The sequence below is a fragment of the Pseudoalteromonas sp. SCSIO 43088 genome, assembly GCF_023650795.1.
Classification (GTDB): domain Bacteria; phylum Pseudomonadota; class Gammaproteobacteria; order Enterobacterales; family Alteromonadaceae; genus Pseudoalteromonas; species Pseudoalteromonas shioyasakiensis.
This window is the reverse complement of the sequence record NZ_CP072675.1, coordinates 1,438,824-1,458,727: the sequence shown is the minus strand read 5'-3', so window position 1 is coordinate 1,458,727 and position 19,904 is coordinate 1,438,824. Positions and strand designations below refer to the sequence as shown.

Genomic DNA, 19,904 nt, shown 5'->3' with positions numbered 1-19,904 from the left:
ATCTTTAGTTAATTAACTGTTGTTGTAATTCGTGAATTTCATCACGCACAGACGCCGCTTTTTCAAACTCAAGATCGCTAGCATAAGCATGCATTTTCGCTTCAAGGGTTTTGATTTGGCTAGCAATATCTTTCGCGCTGAGCACTTGTTTAGACTCTTTACGCACCAACTTAAGGTTATCTTTCGGACTTGCCTCTTCACCCACATCCATAATATCGGTGATACTTTTAACCAGTGCTTGCGGCTCTATACCATGCTCAAGGTTATAAGCTTGTTGTTTTTCACGGCGACGGTCTGTTTCATCAATGGCTTGTCGCATCGAGTTAGTTATGCGGTCGCCATAAAGAATCGCTTTACCATTTAAGTGACGCGCAGCACGACCAATGGTTTGAATAAGTGAGCGAGTCGAACGTAAGAAGCCTTCTTTATCAGCATCAAGTATCGCAACAAGTGAAACCTCTGGCATGTCGAGACCTTCTCGCAATAAGTTAATGCCCACTAACACATCAAACACACCGGCACGTAAATCACGGATAATTTCGACTCGTTCAACGGTGTCGATGTCTGAGTGCAAGTAGCGAACTTTTACATCATGGTCGTTGAGATAGTCGGTTAAATCTTCTGCCATACGCTTAGTTAAAGTAGTAACAAGTACCCGCTCGTTCACTTCAACTCGTTTATAGATCTCAGAAAGTAAGTCATCAACCTGGGTGCCCACAGGGCGCACTTCAATTTCTGGGTCTATAAGCCCGGTTGGACGAATGACCTGCTCAGCAACCTCCCCTGATGAGCGCTCAAGCTCAAAGTCACCAGGTGTTGCCGACACATAAATAGTTTGCGGCGCAATGGCTTCAAATTCTTCAAAACGTAATGGGCGGTTATCTAATGCCGATGGCAAGCGAAAGCCATACTCAACAAGATTTTCTTTACGGCTTCTATCGCCTTTATACATAGCACCAATTTGCGACACAGTAACGTGTGATTCATCAATAATCATCAATGCATCATCAGGTAAGTAATCTAATAATGTCGGCGGTGGATCGCCCGGTGTTCTACCTGATAAGTATCGCGAGTAGTTTTCGATGCCTGAGCAATAACCAAGCTCGGTCATCATTTCAATATCGTACTGGGTGCGCTGAGCAATACGCTGCTCTTCCACAAGTTTGTTGGCACTAAGTAGCTGAGCTCGGCGGTCTTTAAGCTCACCTTTAATTTTATCAATGGCATCAAGAATTTTTTCACGGGGAGTTACATAGTGGGTTTTCGGGTAAATAGTTGCGCGCACAATGTGCTTTTCAACAGCCCCTGTAAGCGGGTCAAAAATACTTAAACGTTCAATTTCATCGTCAAACATTTCCACACGAACAGCGTAAGTATCCGATTCAGCAGGAAATATATCGACCACTTCACCACGTACACGGTAAGTACCGCGGCTAAATTCAATATCGTTTCTTGTATATTGCAGCTCAGCCAGACGGCGCAGCATATCGCGCTGATCGACGGTTTCACCCACTTTCAGTAAAAGCATCATCTTCATATATGAGTCTGGGTCGCCCAAACCATAAATAGCAGACACCGAAGCCACAATAATGGTATCGCGTCGTTCAAGCAGCGCTTTGGTAGCACTTAAACGCATTTGTTCAATGTGTTCATTGATAGACGCATCTTTCTCAATAAAGGTATCGCTGGCAACAACGTAGGCTTCTGGCTGGTAATAATCATAATAAGATACAAAATACTCAACCGCATTATGAGGGAAAAACTCTTTCATTTCGCCGTAAAGCTGTGCAGCGAGCGTTTTGTTGTGTGCCATGATGATAGTTGGACGATTCAAATCATTAATAATATTGGCCATGGTAAAGGTTTTACCCGTTCCCGTAGCCCCTAATAATGTTTGATGCGCAAGCCCAGCCTCTAGGCCATCTTTTAACTGTGCTATTGCCGTTGGTTGGTCACCACTTGGCTGAAACTTAGAAACTAGTTGGAAATGGTCGCTCATGAATGACACTCCTTCATATATGACTCACTTAACCCATCAACTTCTTTGATAAACCATTTATAGGCAACCGTTGCAGTAAATAAGTTACCAATCGCCGCACCAATAAATAAACCGGTTAAGCCTGCAATTTCGCTGCCTATATAAGCAAAAGGTACATAAAAAACAAACAGGCGTACTACACTTAAAATCAGTGCATTCATTGGTTTATGCAGAGCATTAAATGAAGAGTTAGATAAAATAATCACCCCTTGCAGGCCATAACTCAATGGCAAGATATAAATGAATAACTTAATCACATCCATTACCGCTTGCTCTTTACCAAATACATCAGCGATAAAGCCAGAGGTTAACAGCAGTAAAATATAAATAGCGAACTGCCAAATCATCACGAATTTCAAGGTTTTTGTGTAGGCTTCTTTAACACGCTCAAACTTACCTGCCCCAAAGTTTTGACTCACAAATGGCGGCAAGGTCATCGACAAAGCAAGCACCACAAGGCTTGCAATAGATTCAATGCGACTGCCTACACCAAACGCCGCAACCGCTTCAGGACCATGTTTAGCCACTAATGCTGTCATGACCGCCATGGCAATAGGTGTCAGCATATTTGCGCCAGCCGCAGGTAAACCAATTTTAAGAATTTTACGAATCGAGCTAAGCGGCGTTTGTACACCAGCATGCAAACTCAATAGACCATTTTTTACCGCAAGGATGTATAAAATGATAACGACAGCAACTGACCATGCAATAACACTAGCAATAGCTGCGCCTTGAATACCTAATGCCGGAACGGGTCCAAAGCCAAAAATAAGTATAGGGTCTAAGATGGCATTAATCAGCCCTGCTCCACCCATAACAATACTCGGTGTTTTGGTATCGCCACTGGCTCTAAGCACAGAGTTGCCAACCATAGGGGTAATTAGAAATACGCTGCCTAAGAACCACACACTCATATACTCATGAATAAGCGGTAAGACTAATTCGCCAGTACCCAATAACTTAAAGATCGGATCTATTAATAAATAACCTACTACAGATAAGCTAAACACCATCACCACCGATACCAACAACGACATGCTGGCATCAAAACGTGCTTCATCTAACTTATCACTACCAAGTGCTTTAGCGATAACCACAGAGGTACCTATCCCTAAACCAATTGCAAGGCTAATAACAGTAAAAGTAACAGGAAAGGTAAAACTAACAGCGGCGAGAGGCTCTGTACCTAACAAACTAATGAAGAAGGTATCAACCAAATTAAACATCATTAGGGTGATCATGCCAAAGATCATTGGGATGGTCATTTTTTTCAAGGTTGGCAGAATGGGTGAGTTTAAAAGATCAGGTTTAGTTTTGCTCTGCGGTTTCACGCTCATGGGAATACTTTGCCTCTTTTTCTGAACCTGTAAGTTTAAAGCATCCTTCTCTTGCAAGCTATGCTTTATTAACAGAATCAAAATTCATACACAAAACTATTACTTTTGACGCTTTGACATAAAAATAACCACTAACCCTCATAAAAAACAATATAAAAACAAGTTTAATAGCTTTGTTACAATTAAAAGGCAGTATTCGCTGTTTTTTTACACAATAAATAGCGCCATTTCATCGTCACGAATAAATTTACTCATCAATTCAGCAAGGCTTCAGATAAAAACACTAACACATTGATTTAAAATGAATTAAAAAAAGTGAATTAAATACTTGAAATTGCTGTAGCCCTCGAAAATCCTAGCACTATAGCTGTTCTTAAAGTTTAATAAACAGAGTTATCCACAGAAACCGTGGATAACTCGCTAGAAGCCGCAAATATAAAGGCTTTTAAGGCTAGCCTGAAACGCATAATACTATAAATAGCAAAGCATCTTGTTTTAACGGTTTTATAAGTTTAGTGAAAAGAAGGCGCAAAAAATGTTCTACAGCTACGTGAACTTAAGTATGACAATTAAAATACAAGGAAAGATTACAAGCTAAATATCTGATAAAAAGAACTAAAATTACTTTGTGTATAATTGAAGCCAATTAATTTTAGAATTTTCTAGCAAAAATCGGGGAAGCCTACCTTTACCTCATTAAGGAAATACACGAAAAAATATCAGGAGTGGGAACTGCCACGAAAAGAATTAGATCTATTTTTTGCCATCCGAAAAAAACATTACATAAATGGTGATTTCCTTGATTTGGTAAAGAATGACTTAGCAAAGAAACCTTTTTTATATTTTTAAAAAATGACTCAGCTCAAAAAGCATGCAAAAAAGTGATGCATTCGACATAGATCCTCCGCTGCTAAGCAAAAAATGTTGAGCTTTTCAGCTACATTTTGCTCAGATCGAACATAAAAACATCGAATAAGCTTCTTTTTTGAATTTATGAAGTTTTTATGTTGACACTTTGCAATGCTGTCATTAATATTTCGCCCCGTTGAAAGGCATGACGCTTCCCCCTTAGCTCAGTTGGTTAGAGCGACGGACTGTTAATCCGCAGGTCCCCCGTTCGAGTCGGGGAGGGGGAGCCAAGTTTTTCAATCATAAACGATTCCCCCTTAGCTCAGTTGGTTAGAGCGACGGACTGTTAATCCGCAGGTCCCCCGTTCGAGTCGGGGAGGGGGAGCCAAGTTTATGAATATGATTGTTCCCCCTTAGCTCAGTTGGTTAGAGCGACGGACTGTTAATCCGCAGGTCCCCCGTTCGAGTCGGGGAGGGGGAGCCAAATCATAGCACCACACTACTCTATTTAGTTCCCCCTTAGCTCAGTTGGTTAGAGCGACGGACTGTTAATCCGCAGGTCCCCCGTTCGAGTCGGGGAGGGGGAGCCAACTCCGCGAATCTATTAAAATTTTATCTACTATTATTCGTCGATTGTATTAGACTTTAAAGCACTTATAATCTAACCTAATTTAAGTTTATTCTATATTATGCTTTAGAATACAACGACTATACTTAAAGCAATCAATCAAGGAATTGATTCCTTCCTTTAGGCTTTTAAAAGATAAGAACATGGCTGGCTTTAAAAAACTTATTTTTATACAACTTATATCTTGGTTGCTGTTTGCATTATTAGGTGGTTACTTTATTGCGCTTAGCTTTGATAGCGCAGTCAGTGATGCACAGCAAAAAGCACAGCGTGTAGTAAACGCATATATAAATACACAAACCATTGAGCAACTTGCACCAGAGAAAATACAAAAAGCATTTGCCGATGGCAGTACTTTTTCTAAACTTGTGATCCGTGATCAATCAGGTCAAGTGGTTAGCATGGTAGAATCTAGCCAATCCCTACCCTTGTTTGCTGAAATAGTTAATAACAGTTTTAATTCCATTCGCCCTCAGTTCGCCGTTAATCAAACATCTGACATTAAAGTAGAGTTTACGATTAATGCACACAACCTGGCTAGCCTATTACAACAGTCTTTATTTATTGTAGTTTTGATTTCAGGCCTTATTGCCCTACTTCCTATTATTTATATGAAGAGCATGTTCCGCCGCCTAAATCGCAAAATTAGTACGACCATTTCAGATATCGTTGATATTTATATCAACCAAAATCAGGTTAACGGTGACCTTGAGCAAGCAATGGATACCACCCGCTTAAAGAAGCTAAGCAAAGATTTAATTCCATCGTTCAATCGCCTATCGCATTTCTTACAGACCAAGCATGATGACATTCAAAATAATGCGCTAAATATAAAAAAAGAAGCGTATAAAGATGTAGTTACAAACCTTGGCAATCGAAATATGTTTGTTGAGTACTACGAAAAGAATATTGAGAACGTAGAAAAGAGCACGTTTGGTTCGCTTGCTATGGTTCGTTGTAGCGAATTGCAAACCATCAACCAAACCCGTGGTTACCAAAAAGGTGATGAATACGTAAAAGGTGTGGCTGATATTATTAAACATATTAGCGGCACCTATACAGGCAGTCAGGTTTTTCGTTTAAACAGCTCTGACTTTGCAGTGGTATTACCTAATACCCCTCTTAAAGAAGCTGAACGCTTTGGCGATAACTTACAATCGCGTTTTACTCAGTATCAGCAAAACCAAGAATTAAGCTCAGTTGCTAACACAGGTATTGTTGGCTACGAAAAAGGTAAGCCGCTTGGTGAGTTATTATCGATTGTTGATAATGCAATGAGCATGGCGCAATCAAAACAAGCGAATGCATGGCATGTGCAGCGCGAAACAGACTTAGTTAATAACGCCAGCGCAGGTTTTGGTAACCAAAACTGGCGTAAAGTTATTAGCGAAGTGATTGAGTCGAAACGTGTTCACTTGGTTATGCAGAACATTATGCCAATAGGTAAAAGTGTTAAAGCCTATGCAGAGATTCAAGTTCGTTTTAAAACCGCAGAAAATCAAATGCTGCCAACAGCCTCTTTCCTTGCTATGGCAGAAAAGCTAGAAATGGCAATGGAAATTGACCGCTTAATTATCGATACCACTTTAGAAAAAGTTAAAACCCGTAATTTCTCTGAAAAATTCTTTGGTATTAATGTTACTGCATCAAGCGCTCACAATGATCAGTTTGTAATCTGGTTAGAACGCCGCTTACTGAAAGACAGTAACATTGCATCAAAACTTATTTTTGAAGTCAGTGAGTTTGGATTACAACAAAACATTAAAGCAAGTAAACGCTTTATCGATATGGTACATCGTGTGGGCGCACGTATTACTGTAGAACGCTTTGGTGTGGGGTTAACCTCATTTAAATTCTTTAGAGACTTAAAACCTGACTTTATCAAAATGGATGCAAGCTATACTCGCGGCCTCGAAGAAGATAAAAACAATCAATACTTTATGCGCTTAATGGTAGATCTTGCTCACCGTATTGGTGTGAGTGTATTTGCTGAAGGCGTAGAAAGCCAAGAAGAAAAACATATCATCGAAACGCTGTGCTTAGATGGTGTGCAAGGCTATTACATCGAAAAGCCAAAAGATATCTAACCCCTCTTTAAGGCCCAAAAAACCTTACTATTTTTGGGCCTATTCCATCTATTAACTTTGCTTTAACACTTTAATCGTAAACAGCTTTGTTAATTTTAGCTATTCGTCCCTCATGTGTTGTGTCGGCCCCCATAAAAAAGGATAATAGAGCCGTTTTTATTCTCGTGAGGCACGCATGACAGAATATGTCTTGTTATTGATTGGCACTGTGCTAGTCAACAACTTCGTTTTAGTTCAATTCTTAGGTTTATGCCCGTTTATGGGTGTATCGGGTAAGTTAGATACCGCGATTGGTATGTCTTTAGCCACAACCTTTGTACTTACACTTGCCTCCGTGACCAGTTATCTGGTGAATCATTATATTTTGATCCCGCTGGATATCGAATTTTTGCGTACCATGAGTTTTATTTTGGTTATCGCTGTTGTCGTGCAATTTACCGAAATGGTGGTGAGAAAAACCAGCCCGACACTCTATCGCTTATTAGGGATTTTCTTACCACTTATCACCACTAACTGTGCTGTATTAGGTGTTGCCCTACTTAATATCAAAGAAGACCATTCATTCTTACAATCGGCTGTGTATGGCTTTGGTGCCGCAGTGGGCTTCTCTATGGTGTTAATACTGTTTGCCGCATTACGTGAGCGTTTAGCTGCGGCTGATGTACCTGCTCCTTTTAAAGGTGCTTCAATTGCGATGATCACCGCAGGCCTTATGTCGATGGCCTTTATGGGTTTTACAGGATTAGTGAAGTTTTAATATGACCTTGTTTTATGCTTTGATAGCGTTAGGTTCATTAGCGCTAATATTTGGTTTAATTTTAGGTTTTGCCGCCGTTCGTTTTCGCGTTGAGAGCAACCCTATTGTTGACCAAATTGATACCATTTTACCGCAAACACAGTGTGGCCAATGTGGCTACCCTGGCTGTCGTCCCTATGCAGAAGCAATTGCCAATGGTGACGAAATCAATAAGTGCCCACCAGGCGGCGAAGCCACGGTAAAAAAACTCGCTGATTTAATGGGTGTTGAAGCAAAACCGCTGGCTGGCGGTGAGCAAGCAGATCCAGTTAAAACCGTTGCCTATATTCGTGAAGATGAATGTATTGGCTGTACCAAATGTATTCAAGCCTGCCCTGTTGACGCCATCGTTGGCGCAACTCGCCAAATGCACACTGTATTAATCGATGAATGTACCGGTTGTGACTTATGTGTTGAACCATGCCCTGTAGACTGTATTGATATGCTGCCTGTCAAAGAAACCAAACAAACCTGGAAATGGCAATTAAACGCAATCCCTGTGACTCAGGTAGATTAGGAGCACAGATGGAAAAGTTAATAGATCAAATTAAACAAGGCAAAGTGTGGTCTATACCTGGAGGCGTTCACCCACCAGGTCAAAAGCTGCAATCAACAACACAAGCCATTGCAAGACTGCCACTACCAGACAAGCTCGTTGTATCACTAAAGCAACATATTGGTGCTAACGGCAAACTTATTGTTGAAAAAGGCCAGCAGGTTCTAAAAGGTCAAGCATTAACTAAGCCAAGCGGCAATTGGTCAGTGCCTGTGCACGCGCCAACATCAGGGTTGATCAGCGATATTTGCCCAATGCCTTCTGCTCATCCTTCAGCACTGCCTGAGCTTAGCGTAATTATTGAACCTGATGGTGAAGATAACTGGTGCGAGCTTAACCCTGTGCCTGATGCTAAAGCACTTTCCCATGATGAGCTTGTCGATATTATTCATCAAAGTGGTATTGCAGGTATGGGCGGTGCTGGCTTCCCAACTTATGTAAAAGCAGATACCCGTAAAGCCATTGAGTTTTTAATTGTTAATGCTGTTGAGTGTGAGCCTTATATCACTGCTGATGACATGCTAATGCGCGAACATGCCGATGGTATAATTGCCGGTATTGAATTAATGCAGCAGCTATTAAGTCCACAGCTGACAATTATTGGTATTGAAGATAATAAACCTGATGCCATTGCTGCCATGAAACTCGCAGCACAACATAACGACAGCATCATAGTGCAAACAGTACCAACGGTTTACCCTTCTGGCGGTGAAAAACAGCTAATTAAATTGCTAACGGGCAAAGAAGTCCCTAGTGGCAGTATTCCTGCCGATATTGGTATGTTGGTGCAAAATGTCGGTACTTTGTTTGCGGTAAATCAAGCCGTACATGAAGGTAAACCTCTTATAGAGCGTGTAGTAACGGTAACCGGTAACACCATTCATAAACAAGGTAATGTGTGGGCTTTACTAGGCACTGAAATTAAACATTTATTAGACTGCCAAGGCTTTTCTCCGGTTCCACAGCAACGAGTGGTTATGGGCGGTCCAATGATGGGCTTTACCTTACCAACCGTGCGTATTGGTGTGGTTAAAACGACGAACTGTATTTTAGCGCCAGATCACCAAGAGCTTGCTGAGCCGGGTGATGAAAAAGCCTGTATTCGTTGTAGTGCCTGTGCTGATGCCTGCCCTGCTTCATTGTTACCTCAGCAATTACAATGGTTTGCTAAGTCTAAAGAATACGACAAACTCAACGAGCACAATTTATTCGATTGTATTGAATGTGGCGCCTGTGCTTATGTTTGCCCAAGCGAAATACCCTTGGTGCAGTACTATCGTGTTGCTAAAGCTGAAATCAAAGAGCAGCAAGCAGAGCAAATCAAAGCAGAGCGAGCAAAAGAGCGTTTTGAAGCACGTAAAGAGCGCTTAGAGCGCGAACAAGAAGAGCGTCAAAACCGCCATAAACGTAAGCCGGCTGCTAAGTCAGATGGCGAAAAACAAAAAGTGGCCGATGCACTCGCGCGTGTTAAATCTAAATCTGATGATAAAGACAGTAAGTCAGCTGTCGCTGCAGCTATTGCCCGAGCGAAAGCGAAAAAGCAAGGTGCTGAGCTTGAGCCTGATAACTCTGAAGTAGCTAAAGAGCGTGCAGCGCGTAAAGAACAAGCACGTAAATACAAAGAGCAAAAAGCACTAGAGCAAGGTGAAGAAAGCGTCGATAAAGACGATAAAAAGTCTGCTGTTGCTGCCGCTATTGCCCGCGCTAAAGCGAAAAAAGCCGCACAAGCTACAGAAGAAAACGCTTCTGCTGAAACTGACGCTGCGCCAAAAGATGACAAAAAAGCTGCTGTTGCAGCTGCTATCGCTCGTGCTAAAGCGAAAAAAGCAGCGCAAGCTGCTGAAAATCAAACTGAAGCTGAAGAAGATAGCGCACCAGTAGATGACAAAAAAGCTGCTGTTGCTGCTGCAATCGCTCGTGCTAAAGCGAAAAAAGCAGCGCAAGCTGCTGAGAATCAAACTGAAGCTGAAGAAGATAGAGCGCCTGTTGATGACAAAAAAGCTGCTGTTGCCGCTGCTATCGCCCGTGCTAAAGCGAAAAAAGCAGCACAAGCTGCTGAGAATCAAACTGAAGCTGAAGAAGATAGCGCGCCAGTTGATGACAAAAAAGCTGCTGTTGCAGCTGCTATCGCCCGTGCTAAAGCCAAAAAAGCAGCTAAAGAGCAAGCGCAGAGTGACGACTCTTCACAGCAAACTAATGATTCAAGTGCTGAGGCAGATGCCCAGCCACAAGCTGACGCTCCTGAATCTAACGAAGATAAGAAAAAAGCCGCCGTTGCTGCCGCTATCGCTCGCGCCAAAGCGAAAAAAGCCGCTAAAGAGCAAGCACAGAGTGACGATTCTTCAGAGCAAATAAATGATTCAAATGATGAGGCTGATGCCAAGCCACAGGCTGACGCACCTGAATCTAACGAAGATAAGAAAAAAGCCGCTGTTGCTGCCGCTATCGCTCGCGCCAAAGCGAAAAAGGCCGCTAAAGAGCAAGCGCAGAGTGACGAATCATCAGAACAACTTGATGATTCTAGCGATACGGATGATTCAAAACCGCAGGTTGATGAACCTGAGTCTAGCGAAGATAAGAAAAAAGCAGCGGTCGCTCGTGCCATTGCAAGAGCTAAAGCGAAAAAGTTACAACAAGAAGGAAACGATAAGTCATGAAACTAACCATGGCGAGTTCGCCGCATAATCATAGCCATAAATCATTAAGCCGATTAATGATGACAGTGATTGCTGCGTGTATTCCAGGCTTAATCGCGCAAGTTTTCTTTTTTGGTAGCGCTGTTTTAATTCAGCTTGTTCTCGCGCTAATTACAGTTAGCGCCTGTGAAGCCGCTGTATTGATGCTTCGTAAACGCAAAGTTTGGCCAACACTCAGTGATGGTAGTGCGTGGTTAACAGGCGTATTACTGGCGTTGAGTATTCCGCCTTTAGCGCCTTGGTGGATTATCGTAATTGGCTGTTTGTTTGCAATTGTTATTGTAAAGCAGCTTTATGGCGGCCTTGGCTTTAATTTATTTAACCCTGCTATGGCAGCTTATGTATTACTACTTGTATCGTTTCCGGTGCAAATGACAAGCTGGTTACCTGTTAGTGATTTACTTGCATCTTCGATAAGCTTCTCACAGCAACTGTCTGTTATTTTCAATGGCTTTACCAGCGCTGGTTTTAGTGTTGATCAATTACGTGTAGCGATTGATGGCACAACCATGGCAACGCCGCTTGATACCGTTAAAACAGATGTCGCCCATCACCTAACGGTGGCTGAGAGCATGAGTAAGCCTCTTTTTAATGACTGGTTTGGCCTTGGTTGGGGCTGGGTTAACCTCGGCTTTTTAATCGGGGGGCTTTATTTATTAAAAGCTAAAATCATTAATTGGCATATCCCTGTTAGCTTTTTAGCCTCATTGGCCGTGTGCAGTGGTATTGGTTATATTGCAGCTCCTGGCACAGAGCCAGGCGTGGTATTTCATTTATTCAGTGGTGCAACCATGTTAGGGGCATTCTTTATTGCTACCGATCCAGTTTCTGCATCAACAACGAATAGAGGCCGTTTAATTTACGGTGCGTTAATTGGTCTACTTGTTTACTTAATTCGTACTTTCGGTGGTTATCCTGATGCTGTGGCATTTAGTGTATTGCTGTTAAATATGGCGGTACCTTTAATTGATTACTACACGAAACCACGTACTTACGGCCATGGGGTGTAATAATGATCCTTTCCTCAATGACTAAAAACGGCGCTATTCTTACAGCATTTGCGCTCATTACCACAGGCACTGTGGCCCTGACTCATAGCCTGACTGCTGAGCGTATTGAAGAGCAAGAAAAGCAACAACTTGCAGAGCAACTTCAACAAGTACTTGATGCCCATCATTATGACAATCAACTATACAAAGATTGTGTCGTGATCACCGATGAGCGCTTAGGTCCACGCCCAGAGCAAGTTATTTATCGTGCTTACAAAGACAATAAGCCTTACGCTTTAGTGATGCGCCATGTAACACCAAGTGGTTATAGTGGCGATATCAACTTATTAACTGCGGTTTTTGCCAATGGTGAAATAGCGGGTGTTCGTGTCACTAAGCACGAAGAAACACCGGGCCTTGGCGATAAAGTTGAGGTCAAAAAATCAGACTGGATCACCCTTTTCAAAGGCCAAAATGTACTGGGTGAAGATGATAGCCGCTGGGCTGTTAAAAAAGATGGTGGCCAATTTGATCAGTTTACTGGCGCAACCATTACACCGCGTGCCGTTGTCGGCTCAGTAAAACAAGCTGTGCTGTTTGCCCAAGCTGAATTTGATAACTTGTTTGCTGCGCCAAACATCTGTCAAGGAGCCAAGTAATGAGCCAAGTTAAAACTTTATTTAAAGATGGCATGTGGGCCAATAACCCTGCCCTTGTGCAGTTATTAGGCTTGTGCCCGCTACTTGCCGTTACCTCTACGATTACCAATGCATTAGGCCTAGGTTTAGCAACTTTATTGGTTCTGGTTGGTTCTAACGTCACCGTATCGATTGTGCGTAACTGGGTACCTAAAGATATTCGTATTCCTGTTTTTGTGATGATCATCGCAGGCTTTGTAACCATCGTGCAGCTAATGATGAATGCCTATACATTTGGGCTTTATCAATCACTGGGGATTTTTATTCCACTGATTGTTACCAACTGTGCCATTATCGGTCGCGCAGAAGCATTCGCATCTAAAAATACCGTGCCACTTTCAGCCTTTGACGGCCTGATGATGGGACTTGGCTTTATGTTAGTTTTAGTGGTGCTAGGGGCAATGCGAGAGCTTATTGGTCAAGGTACGCTATTTGATGGCGCCGATTTATTATTAGGCCCATGGGCTGCTGCACTTCGAATTGAAGTATTTAGTTTTGATAACCAATTTTTATTGGCAATTTTACCACCGGGTGCCTTTTTAGGGCTTGGTTTATTGATTGCTGCAAAAAATGTCATTGATACACAAATAAAATCTAAGCAAGTTGTTACTCCAGAAGCAGAAAAAGGCCCTAGAGCCCGAGTGACAAGTTTAACTTAAAGGAGAGCACGCACCGTCACTGCGTGCTTTACGCCATCATGAATAAAGAAAAACGCTATGAGATCTTATCTCGTCTACGTGAGCAGAACCCGCACCCAGAAACAGAGCTTGAATACTCAAGCCCGTTTGAATTATTAGTTGCGGTTACCTTATCAGCACAAGCAACAGATGTCGGTGTTAATAAAGCCACCCGTAAGCTATTCCCTGTTGCTAACACGCCTCAAGCGATTCTTGATTTAGGCCTTGAAGGCCTTCGCGATTACATCAAGACCATTGGTTTGTTTAATTCTAAAGCCAATAATGTCTATAAAATGTGTGAGATTCTGGTCAATCAACATAACTCAGAAGTACCAGAGAATCGTGAAGCGCTCGAAGCATTACCGGGGGTTGGCAGAAAGACCGCGAATGTAGTTTTAAACTGTGCCTTTGGCTGGCCGACAATTGCAGTTGATACGCATATTTTCCGCGTATCTAACCGCACTAAGTTTGCTATGGGTAAAGATGTAGTCAAAGTGGAAGAAAAGCTCGAGAAAGTTGTACCTAAAGAATTTAAAGTCGATGTACACCACTGGTTAATCCTGCATGGCCGCTATGTGTGCACGGCTCGTAAACCTAAATGCGGCAGCTGTATTATCGAAGATTTGTGTGAGTTTAAGGAAAAGACTGAGTAGTTAAAGTCTATTCTAAAGCTAACAATTTTAAGGTGAAGTTGCTCACCTTTTTCTATCACCTCAGTAAGTTCATTTTGCTTATTGTGCCAAACACTAGGTTTGGCACAATGTTCCTAGCCATTATCGTGGGTTTTGGCTTACCTGCTTTTTAATAAATTCTCGCGTATCTCTTAACAGCGCCACTCTTGCTGGTTCGTGAACATACATCATGTGACCGCCGTGATAATAGTGATAGTCAATTTTATCAGCGTATATACCGTGTCTATTTAAGGTGTATTCAGCATCAAAAAATGGCGTGACAATATCGTAATAACCAGAGGCGACCATCACTTTCATTTGCGGATTGCTGCGAAGCACATAAGATAAATCTGGCGCTGTATTGACGTATCTTGGCTCCCAGCCTTGTCCATCAGGAGCAGTGCGCCAGCGCCAGTTATCTGATAACTCAGGATCGCCAGGGTTTAAGTATTTTCTTTTCCACTGTACGTTTAAATCTGCGCGCATATATTTCATCAGTGCCGCTTTATATGCTGGCCCTATCACTTTTGACGCATCTTGCTTAGGAGCTGCTGTTAAATCGTCTCGTTCATCAAGCTTATAACGTCCATCAAGAAAGCCTACTGCGACGCCCTCATCACGCAATAACTCTTTTGCAAATCTAAAGGCATTAATGCGTAAATCAACCTGCTCAATATATTGTTTGCTTAGCCCTGTATAACGGTGAAGGCCGTCAACAATTCGCTTTCTGTCAGCTTTACTAAGGGCATTACCCTTAAATAAGGCTGGTAGTAATTCATCAACTGCAAATTGTCGGCTTGCATCTATAAATGCTTCAAAATCTCCAGATGTATCTACTTTTTTATGATACCAAGCGGTTGCAGCAAGTGTGGGTATGTAAGTGATATAAGAAATAATGTTGTCATCAACATAAGGGCTTGAACCTTGATAGTCTAAAGCTTGTGACACAAAAATAATGCCATTTACATTAATCAGGTGTTTATCCATCAGTACTTTAGAAACCGCTGCTGCTCGAGTTGTCCCATAGCTCTCTCCCAATAAAAATACTGGTGCATTCCAGCGATTTTCTTTTGTTAGCCACTGGGCAATAAAATCAGCGATAGAGGCTGCATCTTGATTTAAGCCCCAAAAGGCTTTGCTGTCAGTGTTGCCTAAGGCACGCGAGTAACCTGTACCAACAGGGTCCACAAACACCATATCAGTTACATCAAGTATCGTCTCAGGCGCATCTTTTAATTCGTAAGGAGCCATTCCTGGATGTGAAGCATCGCTTGGTACAACAACTCGTTTAGGACCATAGGCGCCCATATGTAACCAATTAGACGATGAGCCTGGGCCACCATTCCAGATAAATGTGACTGGTCTGTTTTTATTATCGCTTGCAGCTATGTAATCAAACGAAAAAATAGCAGCAGTTGGCTCTTCGTTTTTGTTTAATAAATAGGTTTCACCGGCTACAGCTTTGTATTTCATCCTTTTGTCATTAAAAGTACCTTTATGCTGGGTCACAAATTTAGTGGCTTCGGGTATCGGCTTCTTACTGTTGTTTGATTCTGAAGTTTCATCTGCATTAACCGCATTTGTACAAAACGCAAACAATGTAGAGATGACTACAGTTTTGAAATTGGCAACATACGCCATGTTTTATTCTCCCTCGGAGGCTTAGCTTTATCGGGCTTGATAATAGAGCGTTGCTATTTATGTCTTGAATGCTTTGTCAGCCTATTTTTCAAGTTTTATGTTATTCACCTATTACCTTTACAGTAAGAAGATGTAATTTCAACTGTCTGCGACAAAGGTGTTGTAGTACTCTATCCTATTGCAAAATAGCAAGGGCCTGATTATATCTCCAAATCATAAGCTTAATTATTAATTTAACAGCATAGTCTTTACGCTTTATCTCAATCTTGCTGTGCAAGTAATCGAAATAACTTATAATCCATGTTTAATAATTTTAATGCGCAGCCTTCCTGCGCTATTAGAATTGTGCGAATTTAAAGACAAAAAAGAGGATGCTTAAATGCGCTTATTACACACAATGCTTCGCGTTGCTGATTTAGATAAATCAATTGAATTTTATACGCAGGTATTAGGTATGAAAGAGCTGCGCCGTGCAGACAACGAAGAGTACCGCTACACCCTTGCTTTTGTCGGTTATGGTGACGAAAAAGATTCGACCGTGCTTGAGCTTACTTATAACTGGGATACAGATAGCTATGATTTGGGTAATGCGTACGGTCATATTGCTATCGAGTTTGATGATATTTATAAAGCCTGCGAAGACATTAAAGCTGCTGGCGGTAATGTGAGCCGCGAGCCGGGTCCTGTCAAAGGCGGCACAACTGAAATTGCATTTGTTAAAGACCCAGATGGTTATGCGATTGAGTTAATTCAGAAAAAAGATAACACCACTTTTTGATTCATACTGGCTATTTCGGCGATTGCTGAGATAGCCACTTTGCGAGCGCTTTTTCAAGTTCAACAAAATTAATTGGCTTTGCAATATGGTCATTGATACCAATTTTTGCGCTTGTTTCGATGTCGTCTTTCATTGCATTAGCACTGACTGCAATAATCGGCGTATCAAAATCTGGCCTTGCAAGTAAGTTTTCACTGGCAGTCAATCCATCCATCACTGGCATTTGAATATCCATTAAAATCAGTGCGTAATCTTGTGTTAGGGTTTTCTCACAGGCAATTTGTCCATTTTCTGCCAGTTCATAATTTAGACCTAATTGAGTTAAATACTTAGTGATCACAATTTGGTTAATCGGGTTATCTTCGGCAATTAATATTGGCTTATCGACGGCTTTAAAATCGAACTGAGTGTCTTCATCTGATTGGTGTACTTTTGCGCTAGCGTCCTGTGGGTTTAGTGATTTAAAATTAACATTAATGGTAAACTCGGTACCTTTTCCAAACTCACTGTCGATAGCAATAGTGCCTCCCATCAAATCAATCATCCCCTTACTGATGGCAAGCCCAAGACCGGTCCCTCCATATTCACGAGTGGTACTACTTTGCGCTTGAACAAAGGGATTAAACAGGGCCGTTATTTTATCTTCAGCGATACCAATGCCTGTATCTTTTACCGATATCACGACGGCTGTCTCGTGTTCATCTCGGCTTTGCAGAGTAAGCGAAAGAACGATCTCTCCTTGATTGGTAAACTTAACGGCGTTAGAGAGTAAGTTAATTAGCACTTGTTTAACACGTATTTCATCACATTCTACATTCAGCGATTGTAATGAGGAGACATCAAGCCGGCAGCCAACCCCTTTGGCATCACAGCTCGGTTTAAATAGTAAAATAAGGTCATGGCAAAGCGCGACTAAATCACATTGTCGTGACTCGAGCTCTATTTTATTTGCCTCTATTTTTGAAAAGTCGAGAATATCGTTAATCACGGTTAATAACACATCACTACAGTTATTAATTTGCCTTACAAACTCTGCTTGCTCTTGTGTTAGCGTGCTTTTATTGAGTAGCTGCAAAAAGCCGACAATACCATTCATTGGTGTGCGTATTTCATGGCTCATATTAGCTAAGAATTGGCTTTTAACTTGCTCAGAGCGCTCAGCGCGAAGTTTTTCTAATTGCAATGAAGTAATTTGTATATCAATGGTATCAGCCATGCTGCTGAGGGAATCTGCAATATCTTTAAACTCTTGATAATGAAAATCGTCGGTATCTTGTTTGTAATTACCTAATGCATATTCTCGGCTAAGAGCAGTAATACGATTTAGTGGGTTATGGAGACGGGCCGTCAACCAACGCACTGAGATAAATGAAATAATAGAGAGTCCTACAATTAACAACCCTGCCAATATAGCCGTTTGCTTTACAGCGCTGGTGTAGGTGGTTTTTGCTTCATTAATTTGGAATTGTAAACTGGTTGGCTTACCTGCAAAAAAAACATTACTGATTGAGGCCTGCCCCATTAATTTGCCGTTATCCCCAGCATCGCCCACGCTATATAGAATGTTATCTTGTGCTGTAATTTGTACCTGCTTACCCGCTTGATATACCGGTTGCTCATTGTGTATTGCAAGCCACTTTAACGCCTCTGATAAAGGCACAAAAGACACTAACACGCCCGTTTTAATTATTGGCTCACTGAGAGAATCTTGCTCATGTAGCAATGTAGATGTAATTGCCAGTAAAGCATTTTGCTTTGCCTGTAAAGGTGCGAGTAGCTCAGTAACTTGTGGATTATCAATAATTTGAATTGTGTTTTGCTCTGTTGATGTTTGAGCGCTGTCGAGAATGCTTTTAGTGAGTTTAAAATTCAAATTTAAAGAAGTGATGGGATACCCTTCAACTATAAACCCTTGATTATCAATTACTATCGATGCTTTTATCTGTGGATTTTGGGCAACAAACTCTTGTAGCTGCACAAGCGCGAACTGTGAGTACACCACTTTATTTGGCAGCTCAGTTATCGCCTTAGTGCTACTAAGTAATTGGCTATTTTTCTCAAGCTTAAATAAGAGTTGTTCAAGACTGGCTGCATTATTTCTAGCTTGCCATTGCAAACTCGTATTTGCTTGGTCAATTGAGCTTAAATAGAAACGCCCAATCATCAAACCTGCAAGGATCAGTAGGGGAATAATGACCAGTAGTAATACACTGATAAATAAGGCGCGGCTAAAGCGTGGACTACTCATTCATCCCCTTCATTGGCAATCGAACGCTCTGCCAACCCTTGCATAAAAAGCCCCGCTTGCTCAGCAGTTAAGGCACCACTGCCATAGCGAATAAATCCTTTATTTAATACTTCCCATACGATGATCATAGATGCGGTAGAGGGCATAGGTTTTGTGAATTGTATAGCATCAATTAAGGTTGATAACTCAGTGCCTTGTTGTGCTTTTAGGTTATTTAAAACCTCAGTGTTAACTGGGATATCTTGAAGTTTTTGCCAAACCAGTGTTTGGAATTTTTCCGCTTGAACCAATTTAGCAAATTTGATCAAGCTCTCTTTATTTGCACCATTTAAAGCATGGTTTGGAAATGCCAGCACAAAGGTTGAGTAGTAAGGCTGCATATACTCACCATTGAGTTTCGGTAATTGTTGTATTCCTAAATTATTACCCAATGCCTCTTCATACGTTTTTAATGCCCATGCACCATCAATGGTGAAAGCGGCTTGCTGCGCTTTAAATGCATTATTTGAGCAAGTGTAATCGCACTGCCTATCAACCAGGTTTTGTTTATTTAAATCCCAAACAAATTTGAGAGCCGATTGCATTGCTGGTGTATTAAGCTGAACATGGTTATCTACAATTAGGTCGCCATTAAAAGCCGATAAGAACGGGATAAACCAATACATTTCCATAAAACTCCATGTAACGAGTTTCACTTTTTCAGGCAATGATGATTGAATTCGGTATATATCCTGCCAATTTTCTATTGGCTCTTTAACAAACTGCTTATTATAAAAAAGTAATAGGTGATTGCCTTGAATGATGGGTATACCTAAGAGCTTGTTGTTTAGCTTTGCAGTTTCTAAGGTTCGCTTGTCTGTGGTATCAGCTATGAGTGAGTCTGGAATAGTGCTGTAGTTGGCATATTTATCAAGGCCTAAGTGATCAGCGGGTACAATAACAACGTCTGTTGAGGTGCTGGTACTAGTATTTTGCACCAGCCTGACTTTTAGCACCTTTTGGTCAACCAATACAGAGTTAACCGTTAAACCGCTTTGCTCTGCAAACTCACTAAGCAATTGGTTAAAATGTTCATGCTTCATGGTATGGGCTAGGTTTATCGTTGCTGCATAGCCATCAAACGTAACTAATAGCACCGCCAGCCAAAATACTCGCCACACGCTAATGTCTACTCAAAATGAATTAAAATTACTTTTTAGTTAAGCACATATGCCC

General features: G+C 41.5%; 14 protein-coding genes and 4 tRNA genes. 13 read left to right on the top strand and 5 right to left on the bottom strand.

Translation table 11 applies throughout. The features are described 5' to 3' along the window. Positions 1-4: 4 nt before the first annotated feature. Complete coding sequence (gene uvrB / locus J8Z28_RS06730) at positions 5-1,999, bottom strand: excinuclease ABC subunit UvrB (RefSeq protein ID WP_054563646.1); 1,995 nt, start codon at positions 1,997-1,999, stop codon at positions 5-7. Beyond that, positions 1,996-3,375 carry an MATE family efflux transporter gene (locus J8Z28_RS06725; RefSeq protein ID WP_250660125.1) on the bottom strand — a complete coding sequence of 460 codons (1,380 nt, stop codon included), beginning with the start codon at positions 3,373-3,375 and terminating at the stop codon, positions 1,996-1,998. Before J8Z28_RS06725 ends, uvrB begins: the two co-directional genes overlap by 4 nt. Before the next feature lie 1,062 nt (positions 3,376-4,437). Between J8Z28_RS06725 and J8Z28_RS06720 the strand changes: the two genes are divergently transcribed. The 12 genes from J8Z28_RS06720 to nth all read left to right on the top strand — a co-directional run bounded on the left by J8Z28_RS06720 (position 4,438) and on the right by nth (position 14,004). Beyond that, a tRNA-Asn gene (locus J8Z28_RS06720) sits at positions 4,438-4,514 on the top strand. Between the two features lie 21 nt (positions 4,515-4,535). Then, positions 4,536-4,612, top strand: a tRNA-Asn gene (locus tag J8Z28_RS06715). Positions 4,613-4,631: 19 nt separating this feature from the next. Next, positions 4,632-4,708: transfer RNA gene (locus tag J8Z28_RS06710), tRNA-Asn, on the top strand. A gap of 29 nt (positions 4,709-4,737) precedes the next feature. Beyond that, positions 4,738-4,814: transfer RNA gene (locus tag J8Z28_RS06705), tRNA-Asn, on the top strand. 181 nt (positions 4,815-4,995) lie between these two features. Beyond that, positions 4,996-6,939, top strand: a complete 1,944-nt coding sequence (locus tag J8Z28_RS06700) for an EAL domain-containing protein (RefSeq protein ID WP_054563644.1) — start codon at positions 4,996-4,998, stop codon at positions 6,937-6,939. Between the two features lie 175 nt (positions 6,940-7,114). Continuing rightward, the gene (gene rsxA, locus J8Z28_RS06695; protein WP_054553689.1) at positions 7,115-7,696 is read left to right on the top strand and encodes an electron transport complex subunit RsxA; all 582 of its coding nucleotides are present in this window, start codon (positions 7,115-7,117) and stop codon (positions 7,694-7,696) included. Between the two features lies 1 nt (position 7,697). Next, the gene (gene rsxB, locus J8Z28_RS06690; RefSeq protein ID WP_054563643.1) at positions 7,698-8,252 is read left to right on the top strand and encodes an electron transport complex subunit RsxB; all 555 of its coding nucleotides are present in this window, start codon (positions 7,698-7,700) and stop codon (positions 8,250-8,252) included. An 8-nt stretch (positions 8,253-8,260) separates the two neighbouring features. After that, positions 8,261-10,948, top strand: coding sequence for an electron transport complex subunit RsxC (gene rsxC, locus J8Z28_RS06685; protein WP_250660124.1), 2,688 nt, complete (start codon positions 8,261-8,263; stop codon positions 10,946-10,948). Continuing rightward, the gene (gene rsxD, locus J8Z28_RS06680) at positions 10,945-11,997 is read left to right on the top strand and encodes an electron transport complex subunit RsxD (RefSeq protein ID WP_250660123.1); all 1,053 of its coding nucleotides are present in this window, start codon (positions 10,945-10,947) and stop codon (positions 11,995-11,997) included. The genes rsxC and rsxD overlap by 4 nt, the downstream gene beginning before the upstream one ends. A gap of 2 nt (positions 11,998-11,999) precedes the next feature. Then, a complete protein-coding gene (rsxG, locus tag J8Z28_RS06675) occupies positions 12,000-12,635 on the top strand; it encodes an electron transport complex subunit RsxG (RefSeq protein ID WP_054563640.1) in 636 nt (211 codons plus the stop codon). Further along, complete coding sequence (locus tag J8Z28_RS06670; protein WP_054553694.1) at positions 12,635-13,333, top strand: electron transport complex subunit E; 699 nt, start codon at positions 12,635-12,637, stop codon at positions 13,331-13,333. Before rsxG ends, J8Z28_RS06670 begins: the two co-directional genes overlap by 1 nt. Before the next feature lie 38 nt (positions 13,334-13,371). Beyond that, complete coding sequence (gene nth, locus J8Z28_RS06665; protein ID WP_250660122.1) at positions 13,372-14,004, top strand: endonuclease III; 633 nt, start codon at positions 13,372-13,374, stop codon at positions 14,002-14,004. Between the two features lie 120 nt (positions 14,005-14,124). Here nth and J8Z28_RS06660 read toward each other — a convergent pair whose 3' ends face one another. Beyond that, positions 14,125-15,663 carry a S10 family peptidase gene (locus tag J8Z28_RS06660; protein WP_250660121.1) on the bottom strand — a complete coding sequence of 513 codons (1,539 nt, stop codon included), beginning with the start codon at positions 15,661-15,663 and terminating at the stop codon, positions 14,125-14,127. A gap of 379 nt (positions 15,664-16,042) precedes the next feature. On the opposite strand from J8Z28_RS06660, the gene gloA reads away from it, so the two are divergent. After that, a complete protein-coding gene (gloA, locus tag J8Z28_RS06655; RefSeq protein ID WP_055021479.1) occupies positions 16,043-16,441 on the top strand; it encodes a lactoylglutathione lyase in 399 nt (132 codons plus the stop codon). A 10-nt stretch (positions 16,442-16,451) separates the two neighbouring features. Here the strand turns inward: gloA and J8Z28_RS06650 are convergent, their stop codons facing one another. Next, the gene (locus tag J8Z28_RS06650; RefSeq protein ID WP_239964480.1) at positions 16,452-18,689 is read right to left on the bottom strand and encodes an ATP-binding protein; all 2,238 of its coding nucleotides are present in this window, start codon (positions 18,687-18,689) and stop codon (positions 16,452-16,454) included. Further along, positions 18,686-19,849 (bottom strand): sugar ABC transporter substrate-binding protein, encoded by a 1,164-nt coding sequence (locus J8Z28_RS06645; RefSeq protein ID WP_250660120.1) that lies wholly within the window; start codon positions 19,847-19,849, stop codon positions 18,686-18,688. The genes J8Z28_RS06650 and J8Z28_RS06645 overlap by 4 nt, the downstream gene beginning before the upstream one ends. Positions 19,850-19,904: the final 55 nt, after the last annotated feature.